The sequence below is a fragment of the Delftia sp. SD018 genome, assembly GCF_017355445.1.
Classification (GTDB): Bacteria; Pseudomonadota; Gammaproteobacteria; order Burkholderiales; family Burkholderiaceae_C; genus Comamonas; species Comamonas acidovorans.
The window spans coordinates 68,939-94,242 of record NZ_JADDRN010000004.1 but is presented as its reverse complement, the minus strand read 5'-3'; the positions used below and the strand labels follow the sequence as shown (position 1 = coordinate 94,242).

The 25,304-nt window shown below is 67.3% G+C and carries 25 protein-coding genes; 12 read left to right on the top strand and 13 right to left on the bottom strand.

Annotation, left to right across the window (positions count from 1 at the left end; genetic code table 11):
• Nucleotides 1-193 precede the first annotated feature (193 nt).
• Genes INR38_RS06440 through INR38_RS06430 form a run of 3 tightly spaced genes read right to left on the bottom strand, consistent with a single transcriptional unit; the run spans nucleotide 194 to nucleotide 3,044 of the window.
• Nucleotides 194-484 carry a DUF1330 domain-containing protein gene (locus INR38_RS06440; RefSeq protein WP_012206906.1) on the bottom strand — a complete coding sequence of 97 codons (291 nt, stop codon included), beginning with the start codon at nucleotides 482-484 and terminating at the stop codon, nucleotides 194-196.
• Nucleotides 485-487: 3 nt separating this feature from the next.
• Nucleotides 488-1,345 (bottom strand): 3-deoxy-8-phosphooctulonate synthase, encoded by an 858-nt coding sequence (kdsA, locus tag INR38_RS06435; protein ID WP_012206905.1) that lies wholly within the window; start codon nucleotides 1,343-1,345, stop codon nucleotides 488-490.
• Between the two features lie 40 nt (nucleotides 1,346-1,385).
• On the bottom strand, nucleotides 1,386-3,044 hold the full coding sequence (locus tag INR38_RS06430) for a CTP synthase (protein WP_071956573.1): 1,659 nt from the start codon (nucleotides 3,042-3,044) through the stop codon (nucleotides 1,386-1,388).
• Nucleotides 3,045-3,146: 102 nt separating this feature from the next.
• Between INR38_RS06430 and coaBC the strand changes: the two genes are divergently transcribed.
• The 4 genes from coaBC to INR38_RS06410 all read left to right on the top strand — a co-directional run bounded on the left by coaBC (nucleotide 3,147) and on the right by INR38_RS06410 (nucleotide 6,317).
• A complete protein-coding gene (gene coaBC, locus INR38_RS06425) occupies nucleotides 3,147-4,370 on the top strand; it encodes a bifunctional phosphopantothenoylcysteine decarboxylase/phosphopantothenate--cysteine ligase CoaBC (protein WP_013801106.1) in 1,224 nt (407 codons plus the stop codon).
• A gap of 17 nt (nucleotides 4,371-4,387) precedes the next feature.
• The gene (locus INR38_RS06420; protein WP_017404377.1) at nucleotides 4,388-4,909 is read left to right on the top strand and encodes a hypothetical protein; all 522 of its coding nucleotides are present in this window, start codon (nucleotides 4,388-4,390) and stop codon (nucleotides 4,907-4,909) included.
• A gap of 70 nt (nucleotides 4,910-4,979) precedes the next feature.
• Nucleotides 4,980-5,429, top strand: coding sequence for a dUTP diphosphatase (gene dut / locus INR38_RS06415; protein ID WP_034396440.1), 450 nt, complete (start codon nucleotides 4,980-4,982; stop codon nucleotides 5,427-5,429).
• A 63-nt stretch (nucleotides 5,430-5,492) separates the two neighbouring features.
• Complete coding sequence (locus INR38_RS06410) at nucleotides 5,493-6,317, top strand: hypothetical protein (protein ID WP_207441866.1); 825 nt, start codon at nucleotides 5,493-5,495, stop codon at nucleotides 6,315-6,317.
• Between the two features lie 46 nt (nucleotides 6,318-6,363).
• Here INR38_RS06410 and INR38_RS06405 read toward each other — a convergent pair whose 3' ends face one another.
• Genes INR38_RS06405 through INR38_RS06395 form a run of 3 tightly spaced genes read right to left on the bottom strand, consistent with a single transcriptional unit; the run spans nucleotide 6,364 to nucleotide 8,792 of the window.
• Nucleotides 6,364-7,812, bottom strand: a complete 1,449-nt coding sequence (locus INR38_RS06405; protein ID WP_207441865.1) for a sensor histidine kinase — start codon at nucleotides 7,810-7,812, stop codon at nucleotides 6,364-6,366.
• Complete coding sequence (locus INR38_RS06400) at nucleotides 7,809-8,480, bottom strand: response regulator transcription factor (RefSeq protein WP_207441863.1); 672 nt, start codon at nucleotides 8,478-8,480, stop codon at nucleotides 7,809-7,811. Before INR38_RS06400 ends, INR38_RS06405 begins: the two co-directional genes overlap by 4 nt.
• A gap of 6 nt (nucleotides 8,481-8,486) precedes the next feature.
• Nucleotides 8,487-8,792, bottom strand: coding sequence for a PepSY domain-containing protein (locus tag INR38_RS06395; protein ID WP_012206897.1), 306 nt, complete (start codon nucleotides 8,790-8,792; stop codon nucleotides 8,487-8,489).
• Between the two features lie 256 nt (nucleotides 8,793-9,048).
• On the opposite strand from INR38_RS06395, the gene INR38_RS06390 reads away from it, so the two are divergent.
• Both INR38_RS06390 and INR38_RS06385 read left to right on the top strand, forming a co-directional pair.
• Complete coding sequence (locus INR38_RS06390; protein WP_017404382.1) at nucleotides 9,049-9,429, top strand: PepSY domain-containing protein; 381 nt, start codon at nucleotides 9,049-9,051, stop codon at nucleotides 9,427-9,429.
• A 145-nt stretch (nucleotides 9,430-9,574) separates the two neighbouring features.
• The gene (locus tag INR38_RS06385; protein ID WP_043819177.1) at nucleotides 9,575-10,147 is read left to right on the top strand and encodes a glycine zipper 2TM domain-containing protein; all 573 of its coding nucleotides are present in this window, start codon (nucleotides 9,575-9,577) and stop codon (nucleotides 10,145-10,147) included.
• 67 nt (nucleotides 10,148-10,214) lie between these two features.
• On the opposite strand, the gene INR38_RS06380 is transcribed toward INR38_RS06385, so the two are convergent.
• Together INR38_RS06380 and INR38_RS06375 are read right to left on the bottom strand one after the other, a co-directional pair.
• Nucleotides 10,215-10,736 (bottom strand): FKBP-type peptidyl-prolyl cis-trans isomerase, encoded by a 522-nt coding sequence (locus INR38_RS06380; RefSeq protein ID WP_207441856.1) that lies wholly within the window; start codon nucleotides 10,734-10,736, stop codon nucleotides 10,215-10,217.
• Between the two features lie 152 nt (nucleotides 10,737-10,888).
• Nucleotides 10,889-12,340: an aldehyde dehydrogenase gene (locus INR38_RS06375; protein WP_017404385.1), complete on the bottom strand. Its 1,452-nt coding sequence runs from the start codon at nucleotides 12,338-12,340 to the stop codon at nucleotides 10,889-10,891.
• Between the two features lie 260 nt (nucleotides 12,341-12,600).
• Here INR38_RS06375 and INR38_RS06370 point away from each other — a divergent pair, with 260 nt between their 5' ends.
• The 3 genes from INR38_RS06370 (at nucleotide 12,601) to INR38_RS06360 (ending at nucleotide 15,466) form a co-directional block, all read left to right on the top strand.
• Complete coding sequence (locus INR38_RS06370) at nucleotides 12,601-13,560, top strand: helix-turn-helix domain-containing protein (protein ID WP_207441855.1); 960 nt, start codon at nucleotides 12,601-12,603, stop codon at nucleotides 13,558-13,560.
• A gap of 103 nt (nucleotides 13,561-13,663) precedes the next feature.
• The gene (locus tag INR38_RS06365) at nucleotides 13,664-14,794 is read left to right on the top strand and encodes a cupin domain-containing protein (RefSeq protein ID WP_013801115.1); all 1,131 of its coding nucleotides are present in this window, start codon (nucleotides 13,664-13,666) and stop codon (nucleotides 14,792-14,794) included.
• A gap of 387 nt (nucleotides 14,795-15,181) precedes the next feature.
• Nucleotides 15,182-15,466, top strand: coding sequence for a hypothetical protein (locus INR38_RS06360; protein ID WP_012206890.1), 285 nt, complete (start codon nucleotides 15,182-15,184; stop codon nucleotides 15,464-15,466).
• A gap of 184 nt (nucleotides 15,467-15,650) precedes the next feature.
• Here INR38_RS06360 and bamC read toward each other — a convergent pair whose 3' ends face one another.
• The 5 genes from bamC to INR38_RS06335 form a co-directional block, all read right to left on the bottom strand.
• Entirely contained in the window at nucleotides 15,651-16,763 is a 1,113-nt protein-coding gene (gene bamC, locus INR38_RS06355) for an outer membrane protein assembly factor BamC (RefSeq protein ID WP_013801116.1), read from the bottom strand.
• Between the two features lie 41 nt (nucleotides 16,764-16,804).
• Nucleotides 16,805-17,701, bottom strand: coding sequence for a 4-hydroxy-tetrahydrodipicolinate synthase (gene dapA, locus INR38_RS06350; RefSeq protein ID WP_012206888.1), 897 nt, complete (start codon nucleotides 17,699-17,701; stop codon nucleotides 16,805-16,807).
• A 75-nt stretch (nucleotides 17,702-17,776) separates the two neighbouring features.
• Nucleotides 17,777-18,346 carry a class I SAM-dependent methyltransferase gene (locus tag INR38_RS06345; RefSeq protein WP_097201610.1) on the bottom strand — a complete coding sequence of 190 codons (570 nt, stop codon included), beginning with the start codon at nucleotides 18,344-18,346 and terminating at the stop codon, nucleotides 17,777-17,779.
• Nucleotides 18,347-18,417: 71 nt separating this feature from the next.
• On the bottom strand, nucleotides 18,418-18,567 hold the full coding sequence (locus INR38_RS06340; RefSeq protein WP_013801118.1) for a hypothetical protein: 150 nt from the start codon (nucleotides 18,565-18,567) through the stop codon (nucleotides 18,418-18,420).
• A 13-nt stretch (nucleotides 18,568-18,580) separates the two neighbouring features.
• Complete coding sequence (locus INR38_RS06335) at nucleotides 18,581-19,786, bottom strand: MFS transporter (RefSeq protein WP_192366902.1); 1,206 nt, start codon at nucleotides 19,784-19,786, stop codon at nucleotides 18,581-18,583.
• A 181-nt stretch (nucleotides 19,787-19,967) separates the two neighbouring features.
• Between INR38_RS06335 and INR38_RS06330 the strand changes: the two genes are divergently transcribed.
• Genes INR38_RS06330 through parC form a run of 3 tightly spaced genes read left to right on the top strand, consistent with a single transcriptional unit; the run spans nucleotide 19,968 to nucleotide 25,253 of the window.
• On the top strand, nucleotides 19,968-21,950 hold the full coding sequence (locus INR38_RS06330) for a DNA topoisomerase IV subunit B (RefSeq protein WP_012206884.1): 1,983 nt from the start codon (nucleotides 19,968-19,970) through the stop codon (nucleotides 21,948-21,950).
• Between the two features lie 3 nt (nucleotides 21,951-21,953).
• On the top strand, nucleotides 21,954-22,826 hold the full coding sequence (locus INR38_RS06325; RefSeq protein ID WP_207441854.1) for a lytic transglycosylase domain-containing protein: 873 nt from the start codon (nucleotides 21,954-21,956) through the stop codon (nucleotides 22,824-22,826).
• Between the two features lie 39 nt (nucleotides 22,827-22,865).
• Nucleotides 22,866-25,253, top strand: coding sequence for a DNA topoisomerase IV subunit A (parC, locus tag INR38_RS06320; RefSeq protein WP_065347955.1), 2,388 nt, complete (start codon nucleotides 22,866-22,868; stop codon nucleotides 25,251-25,253).
• The last annotated feature ends 51 nt before the right edge of the window (nucleotides 25,254-25,304 follow it).

Below are 25,304 nucleotides of genomic sequence, written 5' to 3'. Positions count from 1 at the left end.
TTCCGGTGAGGTTGCGCCCTGGTGCTTGCCGGGCAAGCGGTATGGGTGGTCGATGGCGTGGCTGGCTGCCGTGCCACCGGGCACAGCCGTGCTCCGCGGCGCAGTATCTGCGATCGGGCGGCGGCTATTGTGCACAAATTGGTTGTATGGCTTTGTATGCGCTGCGCTCTTGACGAGCCGGGGTGGCTGGCCGTCAGACGCCTTCCACGCAGACCATGCGCATGATGGATGCGCCTTCACGCGCCTCGCGGGCACGCAGGTACTCGGGCGTGTCGTAGAAGGCCCGGGCGGCCTCGAAGCTGGGGAACTTGAGGATCACGGTGCGGCCGGGGTTCCAGTCGCCTTCGAGCACTTCGACCTTGCCGCCGCGCACGCAGACTTCGGCGCCATGCACGCGCATGGCCTCGGTGCTCCACTTGCGGTATTCCTCGTACTGCTCGGGCTTGGTGACGGTGACGGACGCAATGATGTAGCCGCTGGCCATGGGTCAGACTCCAAAGTCGTTTTCGAGGAAGCCGTTCTTCTTGGTCACGTCGTCGAGCGCGACCAGGGTTTCGAGCAAGGCCTTCATGTGCTTGAGCGGCACGGCGTTGGGGCCGTCGCTGAGAGCGCAGGGAGGGTTGGGATGGGTTTCCATGAACAGGCCCGCCACGCCCACGGCCACTGCCGCGCGCGAGAGCACGGGCACCATCTCGCGCATGCCGCCGCTGCTGGTGCCGTTGCCGCCGGGCAGCTGCACGCTGTGCGTGGCGTCGAAGACGACGGGCGCGCCGGTCTCGCGCATGATGGACAGGCTGCGCATGTCCGAGACCAGATTGTTGTAGCCGAAGCTGGCGCCGCGCTCGCAGGCCATGAAGCTGTCCTCGGGCAGGCCGGCTTCCTTTGCAGCCGCACGGGCCTTGTCGATGACATTCTTCATGTCATGCGGGGCCAGGAACTGGCCCTTCTTGATGTTCACCGGCCGGCCCGACTGGGCGACGGCGCGGATGAAGTCGGTCTGGCGGCACAGGAAGGCCGGCGTCTGCAGCACGTCCACGACCTGGGACACGGCCGGGATTTCGGACTCGGTGTGCACGTCGGTCAGGATGGGGACCTGCAGGTCCTTCTTCACCTTGGCCAGGATCTCCAGGCCCTTGTCCATGCCCGGGCCGCGAAAGCTGGCGCCCGAGCTGCGGTTGGCCTTGTCGTAGCTGCTCTTGAAGATGAAGTGGATGCCCAGGGCCGCCGTGATTTCCTTGAGATGCCCCGCCACGTCCATCTGCAGCTGTTCGGACTCGACGACGCAGGGTCCTGCAATGAGAAAGAAGCGCCGGTCGAGGCCGACATCGAAGCCGCAGAGTTTCATGGTGGGGATTCCTTGGGAAATGGTGGGCGGCGGTGCGGGATCAGGACTTGCGCGGCGCCTTCTGGCGCTCGATCGCAGCCTTCACGAAGGCATTGAACAGCGGGTGGCCGCTCCACGGCGTGGACTTGAACTCGGGGTGGAACTGCACGCCGATGTACCAGGGGTGAACTTCCTTGGGCAGCTCGACGATCTCGGTCAGCTGCTCGCGCTGCGTCAGCGCCGAGATCACCAGGCCCGCTTCGCGCAACTGGTCCAGATACTGGACGTTGGCTTCGTAGCGGTGGCGGTGGCGCTCGGTGACCACATCACCGTAGATGCTGTGGGCCAGCGTGCCGGCCTGCACGTCGGAGGACTGCGCGCCCAGGCGCATGGTGCCGCCCAGGTCGGAGTTCTCGTCGCGGGTCTTGACCGTGCCGTCGGCGTCCTTCCACTCGGTGATCAGGGCGATCACGGGGTTGGCAGACTTGGGGTCGAACTCGGTGGAGTTGGCGCCTTCGAGGCCGGCCACGTGGCGGGCGTATTCGATGGTGGCCACCTGCATGCCCAGGCAGATGCCCAGGTAGGGCACCTTGTTCTCGCGGGCGTAGCGGGCCGTGGAGATCTTGCCTTCCACGCCGCGCGAGCCGAAGCCGCCGGGCACGAGGATGGCGTCGTACTGCGAGAGCTTGTCGCGCGCATTGGCGTCGCTGATGGTCTCGGAATCGACGTGGGTGATCTTCACTGCCACATGGCTTTGCATGCCGGCGTGCTTGAGCGCCTCGTTGACGGACTTGTAGGCGTCCGACAGCTCGACGTACTTGCCGACCATGGCGATCTTGACCTCGCCCTGCGGGTGCTCGGTCTCATGGACCAGGTCGTCCCAGCGCTTGAGGTTGGTAGGCGGCGTGTTCAGGCGCAGCTTGTCGCAGATCAGGCCGTCCAGGCCCTGCTCGTGCAGCATGCGGGGCACCTTGTAGATGGTGTCCACGTCCCACATGGAGATCACGCCCCACTCGGGAACGTTGGTGAACAGCGAGATCTTTTCCTTCTCCTCTTCCGGCACCTGGTGCTGCGCGCGGCACAGCAGGGCGTCGGGCTGGATGCCGATCTCGCGCAGCTTCTGCACGGTGTGCTGCGTGGGCTTGGTCTTGAGCTCGCCGGCCGTGGCAATCCAGGGCAGGTAGGTCAGGTGCACGAAGGCCGTGTTGTTGGGGCCCTGCTTGAGGGCCAGCTGGCGAACGGCTTCGAGGAAGGGCAGGGACTCGATATCGCCCACCGTGCCGCCGACTTCGCAGATGGCGACATCGACAGCGTCAGGCGTGCCCAGGCCGGCGCCGCGCTTGATGTACTCCTGGATTTCGTTGGTCACGTGCGGGATCACCTGCACGGTCTTGCCCAGGTAGTCGCCGCGGCGCTCCTTTTCCAGAACGCTCTGGTAGATGCGGCCGGTGGTGAAGTTGTTGGACTGCTTCATGCGCGTTTCGATGAAACGCTCGTAGTGGCCAAGGTCCAGATCGGTCTCGGCGCCATCATCGGTCACGAACACTTCACCGTGCTGGAAGGGCGACATGGTGCCCGGGTCCACGTTGATGTAGGGATCCAGCTTGATGAGGGTGACTTTGAGGCCGCGCGATTCGAGGATCGCAGCAAGGGAGGCTGAGGCGATTCCCTTGCCCAGGGAAGACACCACACCGCCTGTGACGAAGACAAATTTGGTCATGTCTTTTATTGGTGGTGGTAAAGCAGGATTATAGATGCGCCGCCGAATTCGCCGCGCCGCGCGGGGCTGCTCGGATGCTCCGGCTCTGCTAAATTGCGCGCCATGACTGAAGTGTTCGCAGGTAAACATCTGGTGCTCGGCCTCTCCGGAGGCGTGGCTTGTTACAAATCTGCCCAGCTGGTGCGCCTGCTGGTGCAGGCCGGGGCCACCGTGCAGGTGGTGATGACCGAGGCGGCAGAGCAGTTCATCACGCCGGTGACCATGCAGGCGCTGTCGGGCCGTCCGGTCTATGGTTCGCAGTGGGACGCGCGCGAGCCCAACAACATGCCCCACATCAACCTCAGTCGCGAGGCCGATGCCATGCTGATCGCGCCCTGCAGCGCCGACTTCATCGCACGCCTGGTGCAGGGCCGTTCCGACGAGCTGCTGAGCCTGATGTGCCTGGCGCGCCCCATGGACCGCGTGCCCCTGTTGCTGGCGCCTGCCATGAACCGCGAGATGTGGGCGCACCCGGCCACGCAGCGCAACCTGGCGCAGGTGGCGGCCGACGGTGCGCTGGTGCTGGGCGTGGGAACTGGCGACCAGGCCTGTGGCGAGGTGGGCGACGGCCGCATGCTGGAGCCCGAGGAAATCATGGAGGAGCTGGCTGCCTTCTTCACGCCCAAGCTGCTGCAGGGCCGCCAGGTGCTGGTCACGGCGGGCCCGACCTTCGAGGCCATCGACCCCGTGCGCGGCATCACCAACCATTCCAGCGGAAAAATGGGCTTTGCCATTGCGCGCGCCGCGCGCGAGGCGGGCGCCCAGGTGACCCTGGTGGCCGGGCCCGTGCACCTGCGCACGCCGCGCGGCGTGCAGCGCATCGATGTGCAATCGGCGCAGCAGATGTTTGACGCCGTTCACCAGCAATTGCCGCAAGCCGGCGTGTTCATCGCCACGGCGGCCGTGGCCGACTGGCGCCCGGCCACGGCGTCAGACCAGAAGATCAAGAAGGACGGCTCGGGCCAGACCCCTACGCTGACCTTCGTCGAGAACCCCGACATCCTGGCGGCCGCCGCGCAGTCCGAGCCTGCGCGCAGCGGCCGGCTGTACTGCGTGGGCTTCGCTGCCGAAAGCCATGACCTGCTGCAGCACGCCAGCGCCAAGCGCCTGCGCAAGCAGGTGCCGCTGCTGGTGGGCAATATCGGACCCGCAACCTTTGGGCGGGATGACAATGCCCTGCTGCTGATCGACGAGGCTGGCACCATGGAGCTGCCGCACGCCTCCAAGTCCCTGCTGGCGCGCCAGCTGGTGGCCGAGATCGCCCGGCGCCTGCCGCCCGTCCGTTGACACCACCGAAGGCCCGCATGTCACAGAACACCTACGAAGGCCCCCGCCACGGCGACTATGTGCGCTATGTGGATGAGCTGCTGCGCGCCAGCCCCCTGTACCGCTCTGCGGCCCACGGCTGGATGGCGCAGGGACGCAGCGATTTCACCGATGCGGTGGCCACGCCGGGCGCGCAGTCCCAGTCCGTGGTCGAGCGCGTGCGCGAGCAGGTGCAGGCTGCGGCCGAGAAGGCGCGCATCGCCGCGCAGCAGGCTTCGGTGCCCGCCCTGCCGGGGCGCCAGCCATCTGCAGGCGACAGGAATGGTGGCAGGGCCGATCGCGGCCGGCAGGCGGCGCGGGCACAGCAAGCCCAGGCGTCCTCCGCCGCCAAGGCCGTCAAGAAGACGGTCTTCAAGATAGGTCCGGGCCAGTTGCTGGGTATCGTGATCGGCCTGATCCTGGCCGTGGTGATTCCGGGCATCGGCCCCTTCATCCTGCTGCTCACCATCATCAATGCCATCGTCAAAGGCTTTCGCAGCGGGCTCAAGTCGTCCGGGTGACGGCGCGGGGCACAATGCGCGCTTTGCTTTTCAAGAGAGCCTGCCGTGAGGCGCTCCCCAGATTGTTTCCATGAACGTTGATATCAAGATCCTTGACGCGCGCCTGCGCGAGAACATGCCCGCCTACGCCACGCCGGGAAGCGCGGGCCTGGACCTGCGCGCCTGCATCGATGCACCGCTGACGCTGGAGCCCGGCCAATGGCAACTGGTGCCCACGGGCATGGCCATGTACCTCAAGGACCCCGGCTACGCGGCCATGATCCTGCCGCGCTCGGGCATGGGCCACAAGCACGGCATCGTGCTGGGCAACCTGGTCGGCCTGATCGACAGCGACTACCAGGGCCAGCTCATGGTCAGCGCCTGGAACCGCTCGACCACGGCCTTCACGCTGCAGCCCATGGACCGCCTGGCCCAGCTGATCATCGTGCCCGTGGTGCAGCCCAGCTTCAATGTGGTCGAGGAGTTCGAGTCGGCTTCCGAGCGCGGCGCGGGCGGCTACGGCTCTACAGGCAAGCAATAAGGCGCTCAGCCAGAAAACGCCCGCAGCCGCGCTGCCCGGGCATCGCTCCAGGGAGGAATCCGCATGGCCAGGCCATCCCGGCGCACGCGCCACCGCCCATCCGCGTCATGGACGCGCGTGATGCTGACGCAGGAAGACCGCATGCGCCGCCGCCTGCAGCAGCGCCACTGGCTGCGGCTGCATGCGGCACTGACGGGCGGGTTGAGCCTGGCCGGCATGTCGCTGTTGAGCCTGGGCCTGCTGCACGCGGGCATGCACAGCATGGCGCTGCGCTATGGCGTGGCCCTGGCCTGCGGCTATCTGCTGTACCTGCTGCTGCTGCGCCTGTGGGCCGAATGCATGCTGCGCCGCGACTGGGAGGTGTCCGATGTTCCCGATGTGACGCCCGGCGGCAGCGGTTCTTCACCGGCCCGCACGCTGGAAGCTGGCGGATTCGACAGCGGGCAGGGCGGCTCGTATGGCGGCGGTGGCTCCAGTGGCAGCTGGGATGACGGCGGCGCCATGTCCGAGGCCGCTTCCTCGGCCTCGCAAGGCTTTGATCTGCCGGGCATCGATGGGCTGGACGACGGCGCCGTCGTCCTGGTCCCCGTGCTGCTGGTGTTTGCGGCGCTGCTGGTCGCGGTCACGGGGGCAGGGTCGCTGCTGTGGCTGGTCTTTGGGGCTGACCTGTTCCTGGCCGTGGCGGTGGAGGTGGCCTTTGCGCTGCTGATGGCGCGCACGCTCTATGTGGTGGAGCGCGAAGGCTGGTTGCTGGCCGCGCTGCGCCTGAGCTGGAAGCCGGTGCTGGGCGCACTGGTGGCCGCCGTGGCGCTTGGCGCGCTGGCCGACTGGCTGTTTCCCCAGGCAGACACCCTGGTGCAGGTGCTGCGTGCGCTGAGAGGACACTGAAAGGCCCCTGAGAGGGCACAGAGCCGCTGCTGCGCGGCTCATGCCGTCACGCCTGTCTTTTTGCCCCCGGCAGGCGCAGTTGCATGCGCAGGCCGCCCAGCGGTGAGCGGCTGGCCGCGATGCTGCCGCCATAGGTCTGCACCAGGTCACGCACGATATCCAGGCCCAGGCCTGCGCCGGGCCTGCGTTCGTCCAGGCGCTCGCCGCGCTCGAAGATGCGGCCAAGGTCGGCGTCTTCGATGCCGGGGCCGTCATCGTCCACTGTCAGCAGCAAGGGGCCGCCGGCCTGATCGTGCTCCAGGCCCTGGACTTCCAGGCTCACGGCCTGGGCCGCCCACTTGCCGGCGTTGTCCAGCAGGTTGCCCAGGATTTCCATCAGGTCCTGGCCATCGCCCAGAAAGTCCCAAGGCTGCGCATCGCCCTTCAGCGCAAAGCGGATGCCGCGGCCGGCGTGCAGCCGCTCCATGGTGCGCACCAGCGAGGCCAGCGGCGGCTCCAGCGGAGTGCGCAGGCCTGTGGCCTGGCGGGCCGCAGCGCGGGCGCGTGCCAGATGGTGGTCCACCTGGCGGCTGGCGCTGGCGACCTGCTCGCGGACCAGTTCGGCCAGCGCCCCGCCTTCCTGCGCGGCGGCATTGCCGAGGATGGACAGCGGCGTGTTCACCGCATGGGCCAGGTTGCCGGCCTGCGTGCGCGCGCGCTGCACCATGTCGGCGTTCACATCCAGCACATGGTTGAATTCCTGCACCAGGGGGCGCAGTTCCTGCGGGAACCGGCCTTCGAGGCGCGGCGTTGCCCCCTTGCGCACGTCGGACAGGCCCTTGCGCAGCAGCTGCAGCGGCCGCAGCGCCAGGCGCAGCTGCAGCACCACGGCCAGCACCAGCCCGGCCGCCAGCGTTCCCAGTGCGGCGATCAGCATGGTGGTGAAGCGCTGCATGGGTTCGGCCAGCAGGGCGCTGTCGGCCGCAACGATCAGGCGCAGCGGCGGCGCGTCGGCTTCGGGCAATTGCAGGGGGCGTGCCACGGCCACGAGCTGGTGGCCCTGGCCATCGGGCAGCATGCCGGTGTTCAGCGCCGTGTCCTCGTGGTGCTCATCCGGGCGGCCGGCATCGGCGCGGAACTGGTGCCAGTCCAGCGTCTGGTCCCACAGCGAACGAGAGCGCAGCAAGCCGGCCTTCTCGTGCGGACCCGCGCCATCGCTCACCTGGTCGATCTGCCAGTACAGGCCCGACAGCGGCTGCGCCAGGCGCGGATCGCCCACGGCCAGCCCGACTTCGATGCGCCCTCCGGGCAGGCTGTTGACGGCTGCGCTGAGCTGGTCGAGCTGCAGCACCAGCTGCGCCTGCAACTGCTGCGCGATGTGGTCGCGGAACAGGCCGCGCAGCCCCCAGCCGGCCAGCAGCACGGCCGCCAGCACCCAGGCCAGCGTGCCGGCCAGCAGGCGCAGGCGCAGCGAATCACCGAGCCGGGATACCTGTCTTTCCTGTGGCGCGTTCATGCAACGGGCGCGCCTTCCACCAGCCGGTAGCCCAGGCCGCGCACGGTCTCTATGCTGCCGGCCGGCAGCTTCTTGCGCAGGCGGCCGACGAAGACCTCGATGGTGTTGGAGTCGCGGTCGCTGTCCTGCGGGTAGATGTGTTCTGACAGTTCGGTGCGCGATATCACCTGCCCCACGCGCTGCATCAGCAGGGCCAGCACCTTGAATTCATGGCTGGTGAGCGTGAGCGGCTGGCCGGCGACGCTCACGCGGGCATGGCGCGAGTCCAGCACGATGGGGCCGCATTGCCACTGGGCGCTGGCGTGCGGGCTGAGCCGGCGCAGAAGGGCGCGCAGGCGGGCCATCAGCTCTTCCATGTGGAAGGGCTTGGCCAGATAGTCGTCGGCGCCGGCATCCATGCCGGCCACCTTCTCATGCCAGGCGCCGCGCGCCGTGAGGATCATCACCGGCATGACCCGGCCCTGCGCACGCCAGGCGCGCAGCACGGTGAGCCCGTCGCGCACGGGCAGGCCCAGGTCCAGCACGGCGGCGTCGAATTCCTCGACCTCGCCCAGGTACTGGGCCGTTGCGCCGTCCGCGGCCGTCTCCACTGTATGGCCTGCCTGCTGCAAGGCCTGTACCAGTTGCCCGCAGAGCGTGGGCTCGTCTTCCACCACGAGGATTCGCATCTGCGTCTAGTCCTTGCGCTTGAAGCTCAGCACCTTGCCATCGCGTGCATCGATCTTGAGCTTGGCCACGCGGCCGCCCGATTGCAGCAGCCGGATCTCGTAGATGAAGCGGCCGTCGTCATGCTCGAACTCGACCTTGATGACCTGGCCCTGGTAGTCGCGCTCGACCTGGTCGAGCACGGTGCGCAGCGGCAGCACGCGGCCTTGCTGCAGGGCCTGGCGAGCGAGTTCATGGTCGCTGTCGCCGGCATCCGAGGGCGTGGTCCAGGAGGCCAGGGCCGCCGCCATCAGCAGCAGTGCGGCCAGCAGCATCCAGGACCTGCGAGGAATGGAGAAGGATGGAGTGGGCATGGAAAACTTTATAGCCCAGCGTGGATGAACCTCGGATGAACGGCTGCTTCAGCCTGCGTTCATGGCCTGCATCGAACAATGGCTGCACGCCGTCGCAATCCAACGGAAACGAAGGCGCAGCAGCCGGCAGATGCGGCCTTTTCAGATGCATCGCCAGCCCAATCGCCGACCCAATCGCCGGCCCAGTCGCCGACCTTCACATGCCAAGGAGAACCTCATGCCTTCCATCCGACAACTGATTTCCCGCGCTGCACGCCATGGCCTGACGGGCCTGGGCATTGTTCTGATCGCCACTGCCGGGCTGGTCGCCCAGGTGCAGGCCCAGGCAGCCGCCACGGGCGGGCCATCCGTGACCGTACAGGCCGGCGAGGCCGTGGCCACCACGGTGGCCTCCGTGCGCGGCGCCTTCCAGGGGCCGGGCCTGAGCATCCGCGAAGTCTTCGAACGCATGGAGGTCCTGGGTTACCGCGACCTGCGCGAGATCGAGTGGGAGGACGGCCTCTACCAGGTCAAAGGCCAGACTGGCGATGGCCGCCCTGTGAAGCTCTACGTCGATGGCAACAACGGCAACGTGCTCAGCATCCGCGCACGCAATTGAGGCCGGGCGGGCAGGCTGATTTTTGTCAGCAAGTGTTCTGTCCGGTCGGCAGGCATGCGGCCTGGGACGTTGAAGCGGTATGCAGCCGCCGGCCGGTCCGGTGGCTGCCCTTGATCGATCCACGGACAGTACACAGGAGATTCTCATGCCTTCCATTCATCGCTTGAGCGCCATGGGCGCCGGCTGCATTGCCGCGCTGATGCTCAGCGCCTGCGCGGGCTACCCCCAGCAGGGCGGATACCCGGGTGGCGGCTACCCTGCCGGTGGCTATCCAGCCGGCGGCTATCCGACCAGCGGCTACCCCAGCGGTGGCTATCCCAACGGCGGCCAGCCCGGCACGGCCTACCCGGGCGGCGGTGGCTATGCGCAGCAGGGGCGCGTGACCAATGTGCAACTGGTGCAGATCCAGCAGCCCAGCGGCATTGGCGGCTCGGGCATAGGCGCCGGGGCCGTGGTGGGCGGCGTGGTCGGCGGGGTGCTGGGCCGCCAGGTGGGCAAGGGCAGTGGGCGCGACATCGCCACCATTGCGGGCGTGGTGGGCGGTGCCATGGCGGGCAATGCCATCGAGAAGAACACCGGCCCTGGCGACCTGCGCGATGTCTACCGCGTCACCGTGCAGTTGAACGACGGCAGTACGCGCGTGTTCGACTACCAGAACAATCCGCAGCTGCGCATAGGCGAGAGCGTGCGCGTAGACAACAACCAGCTGATTCGCTGAGTACCAGGCTCGCTCCATGCAAAAGGGCTCCCCGCAGGGAGCCCTTTGCCATTTCAGCGCGGCAATTTCAGTGCAGCGTGTCGTTGCCCGGCGCCATGGGCTGGATGCGGAAGAAGCCGGTACCGGCCGAGCCGCGGCCGACTTCTTCCTCGGTGGCTTCGCGCACGCCTTCGACCTTCAGGTGCAGGCGCAGCGCAATGCCGGCCAGCGGGTGGTTGCCGTCCAGCACCACATGCTCGGGATAGATTTCCGTGACGGTGTAGAGCAGGTCGGGCTGCACGGCGCTGCAGCCCTTGGGCAGGGCGCTGGCCTCGAAGCTCATACCTTCCTCCAGCTCGGCCGGGAACAGGGCGCGCGGCTCCAGGAAGATCAGGCTTTCGTTGTAGTCGCCAAAGGCTTCCTCGGGCTCCAGGTGCAGGTCCAGGGTCTTGCCCTGGCCGTGGCCCTGCAGGGCTTCCTCGATGCGCTTGAGCAGATCGTCGCCGCCGACCAGGAACTCCACGGGCTCATCGAGCACGTCCAGTTCCTCGCCCAGGGTGTCCTTGAGGGTCCAGGTCAGAGCGACCACGCATTGTTCTGTGATTTCCATGGTGTGCAGCTTGTGCGGCCCATGCCGCAGTGGGGAAAAAGAAAGACCGCCGCGCGCGCCCGTGTTTGACGAAGGCGTGCCGGCGGCCGCGTTGGCGCGATTTTCCCACGGCTGCCCGGCTGCTGCGCAGGCCGGGCGGCGAGTCCTGCCGATCAGAACGGATAGTGGCGGGGGGTGGTCTGCATGGTGATCCAGCGCGTCTCGGTGAAGGCGTCGATGCCTGCCTGGCCGCCGAAGTGGCCGTAGCCCGAGTTTTTCACGCCGCCAAAGGGCATCTGTGCCTCGTCATGCACGGTGGGGCCGTTGACGTGGCAGATGCCGGCCTCGATGCGCGCGGCCACGCGCCAGCCGCGTGCGGTGTCGCGGGTGTAGACGGACGAGGACAAGCCGAATTCGTTGTCATTGGCCATGGCGATGGCCTGCTCCTCGCCGCGCACGCGCACGATGGCCTTGACGGGGGCAAAGGTTTCCTCGCGGAAGATGTCCATCTCGGGCGTGACGCCGTCGATCAGCGTGGCGGCCATCAGGGTGTTGGTGGCCTTGCCGCCGCACAGCAGTTTTGCGCCCTTGGCCAGCGCGTCGTCGATCAGGCGGTTGGCACGCTCCACGGTGGCCATATCCACCACCGAGCCCAGCACCACGGGGCCCTTGCGTGGATCGCCCAGTGGCAGCGAGGTGGCGCGGGCCACCAGCTTGTCCAGGAAATCGCCGGCCACGGACTCGTCCACGATGATGCGTTCGGTGGACATGCAGATCTGGCCCGAGTTGGCGAAGGCACCGAAAGTGCAGCCGGCCACGGCGGCGTCGATGTCGGCATCGTCCAGCACCACGAAGGGCGCCTTGCCGCCCAGCTCCAGGATGGCGGGCTTGAGGTACTTGGCGCAGGTCTGGCCGAGGATGCGGCCCACGCGCGTGGAGCCCGTGAAGTTCACGCGGCGCACGGCCGGGTGGGCCACCATAGCTTCGACCACGGCACCGGCATCTTCGGGCGCATTGGTCACGAAGTTGACCACGCCGGGCGGCAGGCCGCCTTCCTGCAGGGCCTCGATGATCAGGCCGTGCGTGGCGGGGCACAGTTCCGAGCCCTTGAGCACCACGGTGTTGCCGCAGGCCAGCGGCGTGGCAATGGCGCGCACGGCCAGGATGACGGGCGCATTCCAGGGCGCAATGCCCAGCACCACGCCGGCGGGCTGGCGCACGGCCATTGCCAGGCTGCCGGGCACGTCAGAGGGAATGATCTGGCCGTTGATCTGGGTGGTCAGCGAGGCGGCCTCCAGGAACATGTTGGCGGCCAGGTGCACGTTGAAGCCGGCCCAGATGCCCGAGGCGCCGGTCTCGGCGGCCATGGCGGCGGCAAAGGCCTCGGTCTTGGCTTCCAGCGCCTGCGATGCCTTCATCAGCATCTGGCGGCGCTCGGTCGGACCCAGCGCGGCCCAGGCGGGGAAGGCCTTTTGCGCGGCCTCGACGGCGCGCACGGCATCTTCGGGCGTGGCGGCCGGGGCGCGCGTGGCCACCGATCCGTCCAGCGGATTGCGGCGCTCGAAGGTGGCGCCATTGCCGGCCTGTGCGGCCTGGCCTGCGATAAGCATGGTTTGTTCGATCATGACTGTCTCCTTGGTATGCGGTTGTGGCCTGGGCGTTGGCGTAGCCGGGCGTGCCCGTCATCGTAGAAGCAGGCGATGGCACAGGCAGCCCGCTGCGCGCACAAAGCGCATGACGGATCGTGCACAGGCTCCGGGGTTTACCCTTGTCCTGGCTGTCCGCGGGGAAAGCCATGGGGCGCGATGGGCCTGCACTTTCCCATAATCACGTCCATGGCCGCACACAGATCCTTCACCCGTGCGGCGAGCAGGAGAGACCGCACATGACCGATGCCATGGTGTTGAGCACCGACGGACTGCCGCCCGACGAGACGGCGTCGGCCTGGCACGCCTGGATGTCGCGCCTGTTTGCGGGCCTGGATACCGATGTCTATGGCGATCGCCTGTTCGAAGGCCATGTGCGCGTGGCCAATGCCGGCGATGTAGTGCTGACCCGGCTGGAGGCGGGCCGCCACCGCGTCATGCGCAGCATGCAGGGCCTGCGCGCCCATGAGTCCCCCTATCTGAAGATCGTCGCGCCCTGGGAGGGCGTGGCCAGCGTGCGCCAGCACAACCGCGAGGCCAGCGTGCGCAAGGGCAGCTGGGTGATCTATGACACGGCGCAGGAGTACGAGGTCACCAACCCCGAATGGTCCGAACACCTCATCGTGATGCTGCCGCGCCAGGCCATCGTGGACCGGGGCATCCGGCTGGAAGGGCTGATGGGGCGCAATGTGGGCGGCAGCTCGGGCATTGCCCGCATCGCGCTGGAAACCATGCGCAGCACCTACCAGGAGTTGCCCGGCATGGCGCCGCATCTGGCGCGCCGCGCGGGCGAGCTGCTGGTGGACATGGTCCATCTGTCGCTGCAGGAACTGGCCGGGCAGGGCACGGCAGGCACGCAGCAACTGGCGCTGCAGGACCGCATCCGCGCCCATGTGGCGGCCCATCTGCGCGACCCGGGCCTGTCGGTGGAGTCGGTGGCCGCCGCGCTCAACTGCAGCAAGCGCCACCTGCACAACGCCTTTGCGGACAGTCAGACCAGCCTGGGCGCCTTCATACAGCACAGCCGCCTGGAGCTGTGCATGCGCGAGCTGCTGCAGCCCGCCCAGGCGCAGCGCACCATCACCGAGGTCGCCATGGATTGCGGCTTTGGCAGCACCGCGCATTTCAGCCGCGCTTTCAAGATCTATACGGGCCTGTCGCCCTCGGATTTCAGGGCCATGCGCAAGCCGGCCGGCTGACTGCCACGAAGCCATTGCGGGGCAGCTTGCGCTGGCGCCAGGACAGGGCAATGCCCGCATAGGACAATGCCGCCCTGTCTCTTCGCTCACTTCGGACCATTTCATGGACACCAACACACCGCTTGCCCTGCTGGGCGGGCTTACCGCTTCCCAATTCATGCGCCGCCACTGGCACAAGAAGCCCTTGCTGGTGCGCCAGGCAATCCCGGGCTTCAAGCCCCTGATTCCCCGCGCCAGGCTGCTGGCCATGGCAGGCGAGGACGGTGTGGAGTCGCGCCTGATCCAGCAGCAGGACGGTGGCCACTGGAAGCTCAGCCACGGCCCGCTGTCGCGCCGCAGCCTGCCCTCGCTGCAAAAGCCCGGATGGACCGTGCTCGTGCAGGGCGTGGACCTGCACGACGACGGCGTGCACCAGCTGATGCAGCAGTTCCGCTTCGTGCCCGAGGCGCGGCTGGACGATCTGATGATCAGCTTTGCCACCGACCAGGGCGGCGTCGGCCCGCATTTCGACAGCTACGACGTTTTCCTGCTGCAGGCGCATGGCCGCCGGCGCTGGCGCATCGGCCGCCAGAAGGACCTGTCGCTGCAGCCCGATGTGCCGCTGAAGGTGCTCTCGAATTTCGAGCCCGAGGAGGAGTTCGTGCTCGAGCCCGGCGACATGCTCTACCTGCCGCCCAAGTGGGCCCATGACGGCATCGCCGAGGGCGAGTGCATGACCTACTCCATCGGCTTTCGCTCGCCCGCGCGCGACGAACTGGCCCGCGAGCTGCTGCTGCGCATGTCCGACGAGCCCGATGAGCCCGAAGCGCCCATGGTCTACCGCGATCCCGACCAGCCCGCCGTCGAGGCCCCGGGCGAGATTCCGTCGAGCCTGCACGACTTCGCGCGCAAGGCGCTGGAGCGCGCGCTGGCCGAGCCGCTGGCGCTGGAGCGCGCTCTGGGCGAGTACATGACCGAGCCCAAGGCCAATGTCTGGTTCGAGCATGGCGAGGAACACGGCATGTTCGAGAGCGTGGTCCTCGACCGTCGCACGCGCATGATGTATGACGCAAAACACATCTTCATCAACGGCGAAAGCTATCTGGCCGGTGGCCGCGATGCCACCCTGATGCGCAAGCTGGCCGATACGCGCGCCCTGTCACGCGCCGATCTGGCCAAGGCCAGCGATGACGCGCTGGAGCTGCTGTCCTCCTGGTTTGACGCCGGCTGGGTGCGAGGCGGGCCGCTGTCCTGAACTGGGTAGACGCTGTGACGCAGTCATGCTAAGTTCGGGCATTCACCGTTGACAGCGTTCTGCTGATTCAAGGCGGACTCCGATAGATTTGTAAAGAATTGTCTTGGGTTCGTCAGTAAATTGACAGCAACCTGGTTTTGTTACACAGTGGACGCCAAGGCAGCTTCTTGCTGCCCCATTCGGACTTGGCAAGAGGATTTGTGCGGAATTGTTCAGAGGTTGTCAGTTTCAGTCAGCCTCGAAAAAATCTCCCTATAATTCGCTCCAAGTCGAATGAATGTGTTTGACGTGGCCTGGCCGCCGCGTACCGGTTGCCCGCATCCGGTGGCGCAAGTGGCGGGGCCCCTCCTGTGTACTGTCTTCTTACCTACTCTCTAGGAAACTGTGATGAAGAACTCTCTGATCCTGGCTACTGTGATCGCTGCTGCAGCTCTGGCCGCTTGCGGCAAGAAGGAAGAGGCTCCGGCCCCCGCTCCCGCACCCGCCGTTGAAGCTCCCGCACCGGCAGCTCCCGCTCCCGCAGAAGCTCCTGCTGCTCCCGCCGCCGACGCTGCTGCTCCCGCAGCGCCTGCCGCCGACGCTGCAGCACCTGCTCCCGCTGCTGACGCTGCCGCTGCAGACGCCGCCAAGGCTGCTGCCGACGCTGCCGCCAAGGAAGCCACCAAGCAGTAATTCGGCCCTCGCCGATGGCAGAGGTTTCGGCCTCTGTCGCGAAAGAACCGCATCCTTCGGGCTGCGGTTTTTTTTTCGTCTTCGCTTTGCTTTGGTCCAGTAAAAAAGCCACCGGCAAATGACTGCGCGGTGGCTGCAAGCCAAGGGCGGACGCTGCCGCCCCAAGGCCCGAAAAGAGGCTTGCTTACTTCATGTCGTCGGTGATGACGCGCACGATGCGCTGGGCATTGGCCGATGTCTCGGGCTGGCCCTGGGTGTTGAGCACGGTGACGGTGGACTTGTCGCCTTCGCTGCGCACCTGGATCTGGTACTTGACCGGCGCGGCCGCATCGGGCGAGCGGCTGAACAGCTTGCCGAAGAAGCCCTTGGGCTCGACCTTGGCGTCAGGCGCGACATAGCGCACGAAGTAGATGCCGCGGCTGCGGTCACGGTCCTCCACGGTGAAGCCCGTGCGGTCCAGGGCCACGCCGACACGGCGCCAGGCGCGGTCAAAGCCTTCGTCGATCTGCAGCACGGGCTGTCCGTTGGCGGATTCCATGCGCACGCTGCCGGTGGCGGCTGCCGTGGTGGTGTTGGCCTTGGCCACGGCATCGGCCTGCTCCTGGCTCACGCCGAGCTTGACCATCAGGCGGCGCAGGAATTCGGTTTCCAGTTCCGGGTCGGAGGGGCGCGGCTGCCAGATGGTCTGGTCCTTCTGGGCGCTGGTGTAGACCTCCTGCATGCCGCGGTGCGTGATGTAGACCTCGGTGGAGCCGTCGGCCGAGCGCTCCAGGCGTGTGCGGAAGCGGTCGCGCTCGCTGGTGGAGTACAGGCCGTCGAAGACCTTGCCCAGCGTCTTGCGGATCACGTCCTGCGGGATCTTGGCGCGGTTCTCGGCCCAGTCGGTCTCGATGATGCCCAGCTGGCGGTCTTCGGTGGTGAAGATGAAGCCGTTTTCCAGCCAGAAGTCGCGCACGGGCTCCCACAGCTGGTCGGCCGGGCGCTTGATCACCAGCCAGCGCTGTTCGCCGTTGCGCTCGATGCGCACATCGCCCATTGCAACGGTGGCCGTGCGGCCTTCGCTGGGCTTTTGCGCCTTGGAGTTGGCTTCCATGGCTGCGGCGGAGACCACGCCGCCGGGCACGGCATAGCGCGAATCCGTGGACAGCTGGGTCAGATCCGGGGGAACTTCCAGGGTGGGCGCCTGCTGCTTGCCGGCGCTCTTGTAGTCGATCTTGCTCTCTTGGAACGTGGTCGTGCAGGCTGTCAGGCCGATGGCCAGGCTCAGCAGGCTCAGACGTGCAATGGGCTGTTTCACGCGAATATCCTTGGTGCGTTCGGTCGGTGGGGCGGGGCGCCTCACAGCAGGCCAGCGGAGCCCAGGGCGGCTTCCACGGTGGCTTCCAGGTTCTTGCTCAGAGGTGTCATCGGCAGGCGCATGGCCGGGCCGCACAGGCCCAGGCGCGCTGCGGCCCACTTGACGGGAATGGGGTTGGCCTCGACGAAGAGGTTCTTGTGCACGGGCATCAGGCGCAGCTGGATGTCCATGGCGGTGCGCACATCGCCGGCCAGGGCCGCCTTGCACAGATCGCTCATCAGGCGTGGCGCCACGTTGGCCGTGACGCTGATGTTGCCATGGCCGCCGCACAGCATCAGGGCCACAGCGGTCGGGTCATCGCCGGAGTACACGCCGAAGTCCTTGGGCACTTCACGGATCAGCCATTGGGCGCGCTCGATGTTGCCCGTGGCTTCCTTGATACCGATGATGGCGGGGATCTGCGCCAGGCGCAGCACGGTGTCGTGCTGCATGTCGGCCACGGAGCGGCCGGGCACGTTGTAGAGCACCACCGGCAGGTCGCCCACCGCTTCGGCAATCGCCTTGAAGTGCTGGTACTGGCCTTCCTGCGTGGGCTTGTTGTAGTAGGGCACGACCTGCAGCTGGCTGTCGGCGCCGACCTTCTTGGCGTAGCGGGCCAGCTCGATGGCCTCGTGCGTGCTGTTGGCGCCGCAGCCGGCCATCACGGGCACGCGGCCCGCGGCCTGCTCGACGGACACGCGGATGATTTCGCAGTGCTCCTCCACGTTGACGGTGGGGGATTCACCTGTCGTTCCCACCACGCCGATGCAGTCCGTGCCTTCGGCCACATGCCAATCGATGAGTTTTCGCAGCGCCGGGTAGTCAACACTACCGTCCTCGTGCATGGGCGTGATGAGGGCAACGATGCTGCCAGTGAGAGCGACGGAGGAGGATGTCATGTCCGCAAGAAAAAACGGGAAAGGATCATTCTAACGAGTGTCGGAGGCAGGCCCAAGGCGGGCGCCTGTAGGGATTCAGGCGATTGCAGAGCCTGACGCCTTCTGATGCGCCAGCATGGCCACGGGTTCCCGGCCTGTTGCATCGGGGCGCAGTGCCGCAATGCGCTGGACCATGCGATCGGGCTCGCCCAGCTGGCCGTGCTCGTAGGCCACGATGTGCCAGCCCGCGCAGGCCTGCAGCAGCTCGCCGGGCGCCAGCAGGAAATCGGGGCGGGAAGGCTTGCCGAAAGCCTCATTGCCCTGGGCAAAGGTTTCGTACAGCAGCACGCCGCCGGGGGCCACGCTGTCCAGCAGCGCCGGCCACAGCGGGCGCCACAGATAGTGGGTCACGACCACGGCGCCGAACTGCCGGCCGGGCAGGGGCCAGGGGCCGTTTTCGATGTCGGCGCACAGCAGCTCGCCCACGCCCTGCAGGCCGGCCAGGGCCTGGGCGTCGCGGTCCACGCCGGTGACGGCGTGGCCACGCGCATGGAACCAGCGCATGTGCCGGCCGGGGCCGCAGGCCACGTCAAGCACCGAGGCCTGGGGCGCCAGAAGGTGCGACCAGCGTTGGATCCAGGACGAGGGCGGCGTGGCTGCGTGCATGTGCAATTTTGGAAATAAAGTGAAAGCGGCCGACATTGTGCCGGCAGGCCTTCGCCGCTGCCGCTTCCATTTCAGAAGCAGGCCCAGATCTGGTCTGCCATGCCCAGCATGAACTGCGGCTGCAGGTAGAGCATGAAGACCAGGCCCAGCACCAGCAGCACGGCGGCCCACAGCGCCAGCCTGCGCAGGATGCGTGGGCGGGGCCTGGTGGATGTCGTCATGGATGTCGTCATGTCAGGCAGCGGCCTGGGCTGCGCGCAACCGTGCCACGGGGGCTTCGCGGATGGGCAGGTTCAGCAGGCCGGCGGCCACGCCCAGGCCGATGGCCAGGTACCAGACCACCTGGTAGCTGCCCGTGTGGTCATAGAGATAGCCGCCCAGCCAGACGCCCAGGAAGCTGCCCACCTGGTGGCTGAAGAACACCATGCCGCTCAACATGGACAGATGCTGCACGCCGAAGATCTGGGCCACGGTGGCATTGGTCAGCGGCACGGTGGACAGCCACAGCAGGCCCATGGCGGCCGAGAAGATATAGACCGACCAGGGCGTCAGCGGCGCCAGCAGGAAGAGCACGATCACCACCGAGCGCGTGAAGTAGATGGTGGACAGCAGGTAGCGCTTGGGCAGGCGCTGGCCCAGGTTGCCGGCCACGTAGGTGCCAACGATGTTGAACAGCCCCACCAGCGCCAGCGAGATGCTGGCCACCTGCGGTGCCAGGCCGTAGTCCTTGAGGTAGCTGGGCATGTGCACGCCGATGAACATCACCTGGAAGCCGCAGACGAAGTAGCCGGCCGTCAGCAGCACGAAGCTGGGCGTGCGCAGCGCTTCGGCGACGGCCTGGCCCGCGCTCTGGTCGCGCACGGGACGGGCGTTGCCGGCCTGGAAGCCGGGCTCGCGCAGGCCGAAGGCCAGCGGAATGATCATCAGCGCGCACAGCGACAGCAGCAGCAGGGCGTTGGACCAGCCGAAGTTCGCGATCAGGCTGCCTTCCACGGGCACCATGAAGAACTGGCCGAAGGAACCCGCCGCCGCCGTCACGCCCATGGCCCAGCTGCGCCGCGCCACGGGAATCTGGCGGCCCAGCACACCGTAGATCACGGCATAGGTGGTGCCTGCCTGGGCTGCGCCGATCACCACGCCGGCCGTCAGAGCGAACCAGGTTGTCGTGGGCGCCATGGCCATGCCGGCCAGGCCCAGCGCATACAGCAGCGCGCCCACCAGGAGCACGCGGAAGGCGCCGAAGCGGTCGGCCAGCATGCCGCCGAAGATGCCGAGCACGCCCCAGGACAGGTTCTGGATGGCGATGGCCAGCGCGAAGGACTCGCGCGTCCAGCCCATCTCCTGGGTGATGGGCTGCAGCCACAGGCCGAAGCCGTGGCGGATTCCCATGGACAGCGTCACGACTGCGCCCCCGCACAGCAGTATCTGCACCATGGACATGGGTTGGTTGTTTTTTTGCATGCGGCAAACTTTAGCGAAACTCCGGGTTTTGCGCTGTGCCGCTTGGGTCGCCCATGCGCCAGCGCGGCCCTTGATGGCAGCGGCTTTTTCGGGATAGTCAATGTCAATGACTGTGAATGCATCCAGCACTGAGCCGGGCCGCGCACTACAATCCGCCCCCATGGCAGTCAAACCATCTCCCACTTCCGCCAGCGAATACTCCGAAGGCTCGATACGCGTGCTCAAGGGCCTTGAGCCCGTCAAGCAGCGTCCCGGCATGTACACGCGCACCGACAACCCCCTGCATGTGCTGCAGGAGGTGATCGACAACGCGGCCGACGAGGCACTGGCCGGCTTCGGCAAGAAAATCCGCTTCACCCTGCATTCCGACGGCTCCTACAGCGTCGAAGACGACGGCCGGGGCATCCCCTTCGGCATGCATCCCGAGGAAAAGGCGCCCGTGGTGGAGCTGGTCTTCACGCGGCTGCATGCGGGCGGCAAGTTCGACAAGGGCAAGGGCGGCGCCTACAGCTTCTCGGGCGGCCTGCACGGTGTGGGCGTCTCGGTCACGAATGCGCTGGCCACGCGCCTTGAGGCCTGCATCCACCGCGAGGGCAAGGTGGCCACCATCGCCTTCTCGGGCGGTGACGTGGTCGAGCCCCTGCAGTCGCGGCCGCTGGCCGCGGGCGAACGCAAGCAGGGCACGACCGTGCGCGTGTGGCCCGATGCCCGCTATTTCGAATCGCCCCAGCTGCCCATGGGCGAGCTGATGCACCTGCTGCGCAGCAAGGCCGTGCTCATGCCCGGCGTCTCGGTGACCCTGGTCAACGAGAAGACGCGCGACACCCAGACCTGGCAGTTCAAGGGCGGCCTGCGCGACTACCTGCAGCAAAGCCTGCATGGCGAGGCGGTCATCCCCCTGTTCGAGGGCGAGGGCTTTGCCGACCGCCACCACGACAGCTTTGCCGAAGGCGAGGGCGCCGCCTGGTGCGTGGCCTTCACCGAAGACGGCGCACCGCTGCGCGAAAGCTATGTCAACCTGATCCCGACCACCGCTGGCGGCACGCATGACAGCGGCCTGCGCGACGGCCTGTTCCAGGCGGTCAAGGCCTTCATCGAGATGCACTCGCTGCTGCCCAAGGGCGTCAAGCTCATGCCGGATGACGTCTTTGCGCGCGCCAGCTATGTGCTCAACGCCAAGGTGCTGGACCCGCAGTTCCAGGGCCAGATCAAGGAGCGCCTGAACTCGCGCGATGCCGTGCGCCTGGTCAGCGGCTATGTGCGCCCCGCGCTGGAGCTGTGGCTCAACGAGCACGTGGAATGGGGCCGCAAGCTGGCCGAGATCGCCATCAAGGCCGCGCAGACCCGCCAGAAGGCGGGCCAGAAGGTCGAAAAGCGCAAGGGCTCGGGCGTGGCCGTGCTGCCGGGCAAGCTCACCGATTGCGAAAGCCGCGACCTGAGCCTGAACGAGGTCTTCCTGGTCGAGGGCGACTCGGCCGGCGGCAGCGCCAAGATGGGCCGCAACAAGGAAACCCAGGCCGTGCTGCCCCTGCGCGGCAAGGTGCTCAACACCTGGGAAGTGGACCGCGACCGGCTGTTCGCCAACAACGAAATCCATGACATCTCGGTGGCCATCGGCGTGGACCCGCATGGCCCCAACGACACGCCCGACCTGTCGGGCCTGCGCTACGGCAAGGTCTGCATTCTTTCGGATGCCGACGTGGACGGCTCGCACATCCAGGTGCTGCTGCTGACGCTGTTCTTCCGCCATTTCCCCAAGCTCATCGAGGCCGGCCACATCCATGTGGCGCTGCCGCCGCTGTTCCGTGTGGACGTGCCTGCGCGCGGCAAGAAGCCTGCGGCCAAGATGTACGCGCTGGACGAGGGCGAGCTGACCGCCATCCTAGACAAATCGGCCAAGGACGGCGTGCCGCGCGAGAAATGCCAGATCAGCCGCTTCAAGGGCCTGGGCGAGATGAATGCGGAGCAGCTGTGGGAGACCACGCTCAACCCCGACACGCGCCGCCTGCTGCCCGTGCAGTTCATGAACCTGGACTTCGCGGCGGCCGAGCAGGTCGTCACCAAGCTCATGGGCAAGGGCGAGGCCGCAGCGCGCCGCGAGCTCATGGAGCTCCATGGCGACGCCATTGAAGTCGACATCTGACCCATGACTGTGCCCCGCGCCGCCCTCAAGCACCGCCCGCACCCGGCGCGCGGCGCCGGGGTGCGCGCGCTGGCGGCGCTGGGCCTGGCCCTGGCGCTGTGGGGGCTGGCGCGGCCGGCGCATGCCGATCTTTGGGCCTTCGTGGACGAGCGCGGCATCACGCACTTCGCTGCCGAGGCGCTGGACGAGCGCTACAGGCTGTACTTTCGCGGCTCGGTCTATGACAGCACCGAGCAGGGGCTCAAGCCCCCGATGGTGCAGGCCGAGGCCGCTGCCGACGCTGACGGCAGCGGCGATGCCGGCCGCAGGCTGCAGGCGCATACGCGGCTGCAAAGCTTCTTCGACATCTCGCCGCGCTACAAGAGCGTGCGCGGCCATCTGCGCAAGGCGGCGGACCACACGGGCGTGGACTACGACCTGCTCAAGGCCGTGATCGCCGTCGAGTCGGGCTTTGACGCGCAGGCCATCTCGCCCAAGGGGGCGGTCGGCCTGATGCAGCTGATGCCGGCCACGGCCCAGCGCTTCGGCGTGGAGGCCAGCCGCCAGCGCAGCGTGCAGCAGCAACTGGCCGATCCGGCCGTCAACGTGCCGGCCGGCGCGCGCTACCTCAACCATCTGATGGGGCTGTTCCCCGGCCGGCTGGACCTGGTGCTGGCCGCCTACAACGCCGGCGAGGGCGCCGTGCGGCGCGCGGGCCAGGCCATCCCTCCCTTCCAGGAAACCCGCAATTACGTGAAGGCCGTGCTCGGCATCTACGAGCAGCTGCAGGGCGGGCGCGAACGCGCGGGCCCTGCAGCGCCTGCAGCAGCGGCGTTGCCGGGCACCACGCCCCGGGTGCGCATGACGCTGCCCACAGGACTGCCCACGCCGCAATGAGCGGCATTCATTGCATTTTTTGAGATCACGAATTTCTTCATGAGCGACCAAACCTCTCTGGATCTGGCACAACAGGCGGCCGGCGATGCACTGGACCTGGGCCAGTACGCGCAACGGGCCTATCTCGAATACGCACTGTCCGTGGTCAAGGGCCGGGCACTGCCCGATGTGACCGACGGCCTCAAGCCCGTGCAGCGGCGCATTCTGTACGCCATGGACCGCATGGGCCTGAGCTACAGCGGTCCCAACCACAACACGGCAGCCAAGCCCGTCAAGAGCGCACGCGTGGTCGGCGATGTGCTGGGCCGCTTTCACCCGCACGGCGACCAGTCGGCCTACGACGCGCTGGTGCGCATGGCGCAGGACTTCAACCAGCGCTATCCGCTGGTCGATGGCCAGGGCAACTTCGGCAGCCGCGACGGCGACGGCGCAGCCGCCATGCGCTACACCGAGGCGCGCCTGTCCAAGATCACGGGCCTGCTGCTCGACGAGATCGACATGGGCACGGTGGACTTCGTGCCCAACTACGACGGCAGCACGCAGGAGCCGCAGCAACTGCCCGCGCGCCTGCCGTTCGCCCTGCTCAATGGCGCCAGCGGCATTGCCGTGGGCCTGGCCACGGAAATCCCCAGCCACAACCTGCGCGAGGTGGCCGACGCCTGCGTGGCCCTGATCAAGCGGCCCCAGCTCAGCGACGAGGAACTGTTCCAGATCATCCCCGGCCCCGACTATCCGGGTGGCGGGCAGATCATCAGCAGCGCCTCCGACATCCAGGACGCCTATCGCACGGGCCGTGGCAGCCTCAAGCTGCGCGCGCGCTGGAAGATCGAGGAGCTGGCGCGCGGCCAGTGGCAGATCGTGGTGACCGAGCTGCCGCCCGGCGTCTCGGCGCAGAAGGTGCTCGAAGAGATCGAGGACATCACCAATCCCAAGGTCAAGACCGGCAAGAAGGCCTTGAGCCAGGAACAGACCCAGCTCAAGGCCAGCATGCTGGCCGTGCTCGACGGCGTGCGCGACGAGTCCAGCAAGGATGCGCCCGTGCGCCTGGTCTTCGAGCCCAAGACCGGCAAGGTGCCGCAGCAGGAACTGATCACGGCGCTGCTGGCGCATACCAGCCTGGAGTCGTCCAGCTCCATCAACCTGACCATGATCGGCCTCGATGGCCGCCCGGTGCAGAAAAGCCTGCGCCTGATGCTCGAGGAATGGATCGCCTTCCGCCAGACCACGGTCACGCGGCGCAGCCAGCACCGGCTGGCCAAGGTGCTGGACCGCATCCACATCCTCGAAGGCCGGCAGGCCGTGCTGCTGAACATCGACAAGGTCATCGCCATCATCCGGGCCAGCGACGAGCCCCGGCAGGCGCTGATCGATGCCTTTGCGCTGTCCGAGCGCCAGGCCGACGACATTCTTGAAATCCGCCTGCGCCAGCTGGCGCGGCTGGAGGCCATCAAGATCGAGCAGGAACTCAAGGAGCTGCGCACGGAGCAAGGCAAGCTCGAAGACATCCTGGGCAGCGAAAGCACCATGCGCCGCCTGATCTGCAAGGAGATCGAGGCCGATGCCAAGCAGTTCGCCGATGCGCGCCGCACGCTGATCCAGGAGGAAAAGAAGGTCGTCGCCGAAGTCAAGGTGGTCGATGAACCCACCACGGTCATCATCTCGGACAAGGGCTGGGTGCGCACGCGCCAGGGCCATGGCGTCGATGCGGGCACGCTGAGCTTCAAGGCCGGCGACAGCCTGCACGGCACCTTCGAGTGCCGCACCGTGGACCAGTTGCTGGCCTTTGGCAGCAACGGCCGCATCTATTCGGTGCCGGTGGCGCAGTTGCCCGGCGGGCGCGGCGATGGCCAGCCCGTGACCACGCTCATCGAGCTGGAGGCCGGCACCCAGATCCTGTACTACTTCGCCGGTGCCGAGGGCACGGCGCTGCTGCTGTCGGGGTCGGGTGGCTACGGCTTCGTGGCCATGGTGAGCGACATGGTCTCGCGCCAGAAAGCGGGCAAGGCCTTCGTCACGCTGGCCGACGGCGAGACGCTGTGCGCCCCATCCACGGCCTACGGCGTGCCCATGGGCGCACGGGCCGAGCCGCAGGAAGGCGAGCAGGGCGCGGGCCTGCTGCTGCCGGCCACGCATGTGATCTGCGCTTCCACGGGTGGCCGCATCCTCACCTTCGAGATCGCCAGCCTCAAGCACATGGCCAAGGGCGGTCGCGGGCTGATGCTGCTCGATCTGGAGGACAAGGACACGCTGGCGGGTGCTGCCGCCTACACGCGCAGCATCCGCATCGATGGCGTGGGCCGCGGCGGCAAGGAGCGCAGCGAGACGCTGGAGATCCGCAGTCTCAACAATGCCCGTGGCACGCGAGGCCGCAAGGGCAAGTCGGCCGACCTGGGCTTCAAGCCGCAAAGCGTGACGCGCGTGGAGTAAGAACGCGGCCGCCCCTGCAATGCCCTCCGCGAAAGGGGCGGATCAGGGGTT

Coding starts and splice junctions, on each gene's coding strand:
- INR38_RS06430 (WP_071956573.1), bottom strand. CDS start 3,044: ATGACCAAATTTGTCTTCGTCACAGGCGGTGTGGTGTCTTCCCTGGGC.
- INR38_RS06370 (WP_207441855.1), top strand. CDS start 12,601: ATGACCGATGCCATGGTGTTGAGCACCGACGGACTGCCGCCCGACGAG.
- coaBC (WP_013801106.1), top strand. CDS start 3,147: ATGACTGAAGTGTTCGCAGGTAAACATCTGGTGCTCGGCCTCTCCGGA.
- INR38_RS06410 (WP_207441866.1), top strand. CDS start 5,493: ATGGCCAGGCCATCCCGGCGCACGCGCCACCGCCCATCCGCGTCATGG.
- INR38_RS06440 (WP_012206906.1), bottom strand. CDS start 484: ATGGCCAGCGGCTACATCATTGCGTCCGTCACCGTCACCAAGCCCGAG.
- INR38_RS06330 (WP_012206884.1), top strand. CDS start 19,968: ATGGCAGTCAAACCATCTCCCACTTCCGCCAGCGAATACTCCGAAGGC.
- INR38_RS06325 (WP_207441854.1), top strand. CDS start 21,954: ATGACTGTGCCCCGCGCCGCCCTCAAGCACCGCCCGCACCCGGCGCGC.
- INR38_RS06360 (WP_012206890.1), top strand. CDS start 15,182: ATGAAGAACTCTCTGATCCTGGCTACTGTGATCGCTGCTGCAGCTCTG.
- kdsA (WP_012206905.1), bottom strand. CDS start 1,345: ATGAAACTCTGCGGCTTCGATGTCGGCCTCGACCGGCGCTTCTTTCTC.
- INR38_RS06345 (WP_097201610.1), bottom strand. CDS start 18,346: ATGCACGCAGCCACGCCGCCCTCGTCCTGGATCCAACGCTGGTCGCAC.
- INR38_RS06405 (WP_207441865.1), bottom strand. CDS start 7,812: ATGAACGCGCCACAGGAAAGACAGGTATCCCGGCTCGGTGATTCGCTG.
- dut (WP_034396440.1), top strand. CDS start 4,980: ATGAACGTTGATATCAAGATCCTTGACGCGCGCCTGCGCGAGAACATG.
- parC (WP_065347955.1), top strand. CDS start 22,866: ATGAGCGACCAAACCTCTCTGGATCTGGCACAACAGGCGGCCGGCGAT.
- INR38_RS06400 (WP_207441863.1), bottom strand. CDS start 8,480: ATGCGAATCCTCGTGGTGGAAGACGAGCCCACGCTCTGCGGGCAACTG.
- dapA (WP_012206888.1), bottom strand. CDS start 17,701: ATGACATCCTCCTCCGTCGCTCTCACTGGCAGCATCGTTGCCCTCATC.
- INR38_RS06385 (WP_043819177.1), top strand. CDS start 9,575: ATGCCTTCCATTCATCGCTTGAGCGCCATGGGCGCCGGCTGCATTGCC.
- INR38_RS06375 (WP_017404385.1), bottom strand. CDS start 12,340: ATGATCGAACAAACCATGCTTATCGCAGGCCAGGCCGCACAGGCCGGC.
- INR38_RS06340 (WP_013801118.1), bottom strand. CDS start 18,567: ATGACGACATCCACCAGGCCCCGCCCACGCATCCTGCGCAGGCTGGCG.
- INR38_RS06420 (WP_017404377.1), top strand. CDS start 4,388: ATGTCACAGAACACCTACGAAGGCCCCCGCCACGGCGACTATGTGCGC.
- INR38_RS06365 (WP_013801115.1), top strand. CDS start 13,664: ATGGACACCAACACACCGCTTGCCCTGCTGGGCGGGCTTACCGCTTCC.
- INR38_RS06380 (WP_207441856.1), bottom strand. CDS start 10,736: ATGGAAATCACAGAACAATGCGTGGTCGCTCTGACCTGGACCCTCAAG.
- INR38_RS06390 (WP_017404382.1), top strand. CDS start 9,049: ATGCCTTCCATCCGACAACTGATTTCCCGCGCTGCACGCCATGGCCTG.
- INR38_RS06395 (WP_012206897.1), bottom strand. CDS start 8,792: ATGCTGCTGGCCGCACTGCTGCTGATGGCGGCGGCCCTGGCCTCCTGG.
- INR38_RS06335 (WP_192366902.1), bottom strand. CDS start 19,786: ATGTCCATGGTGCAGATACTGCTGTGCGGGGGCGCAGTCGTGACGCTG.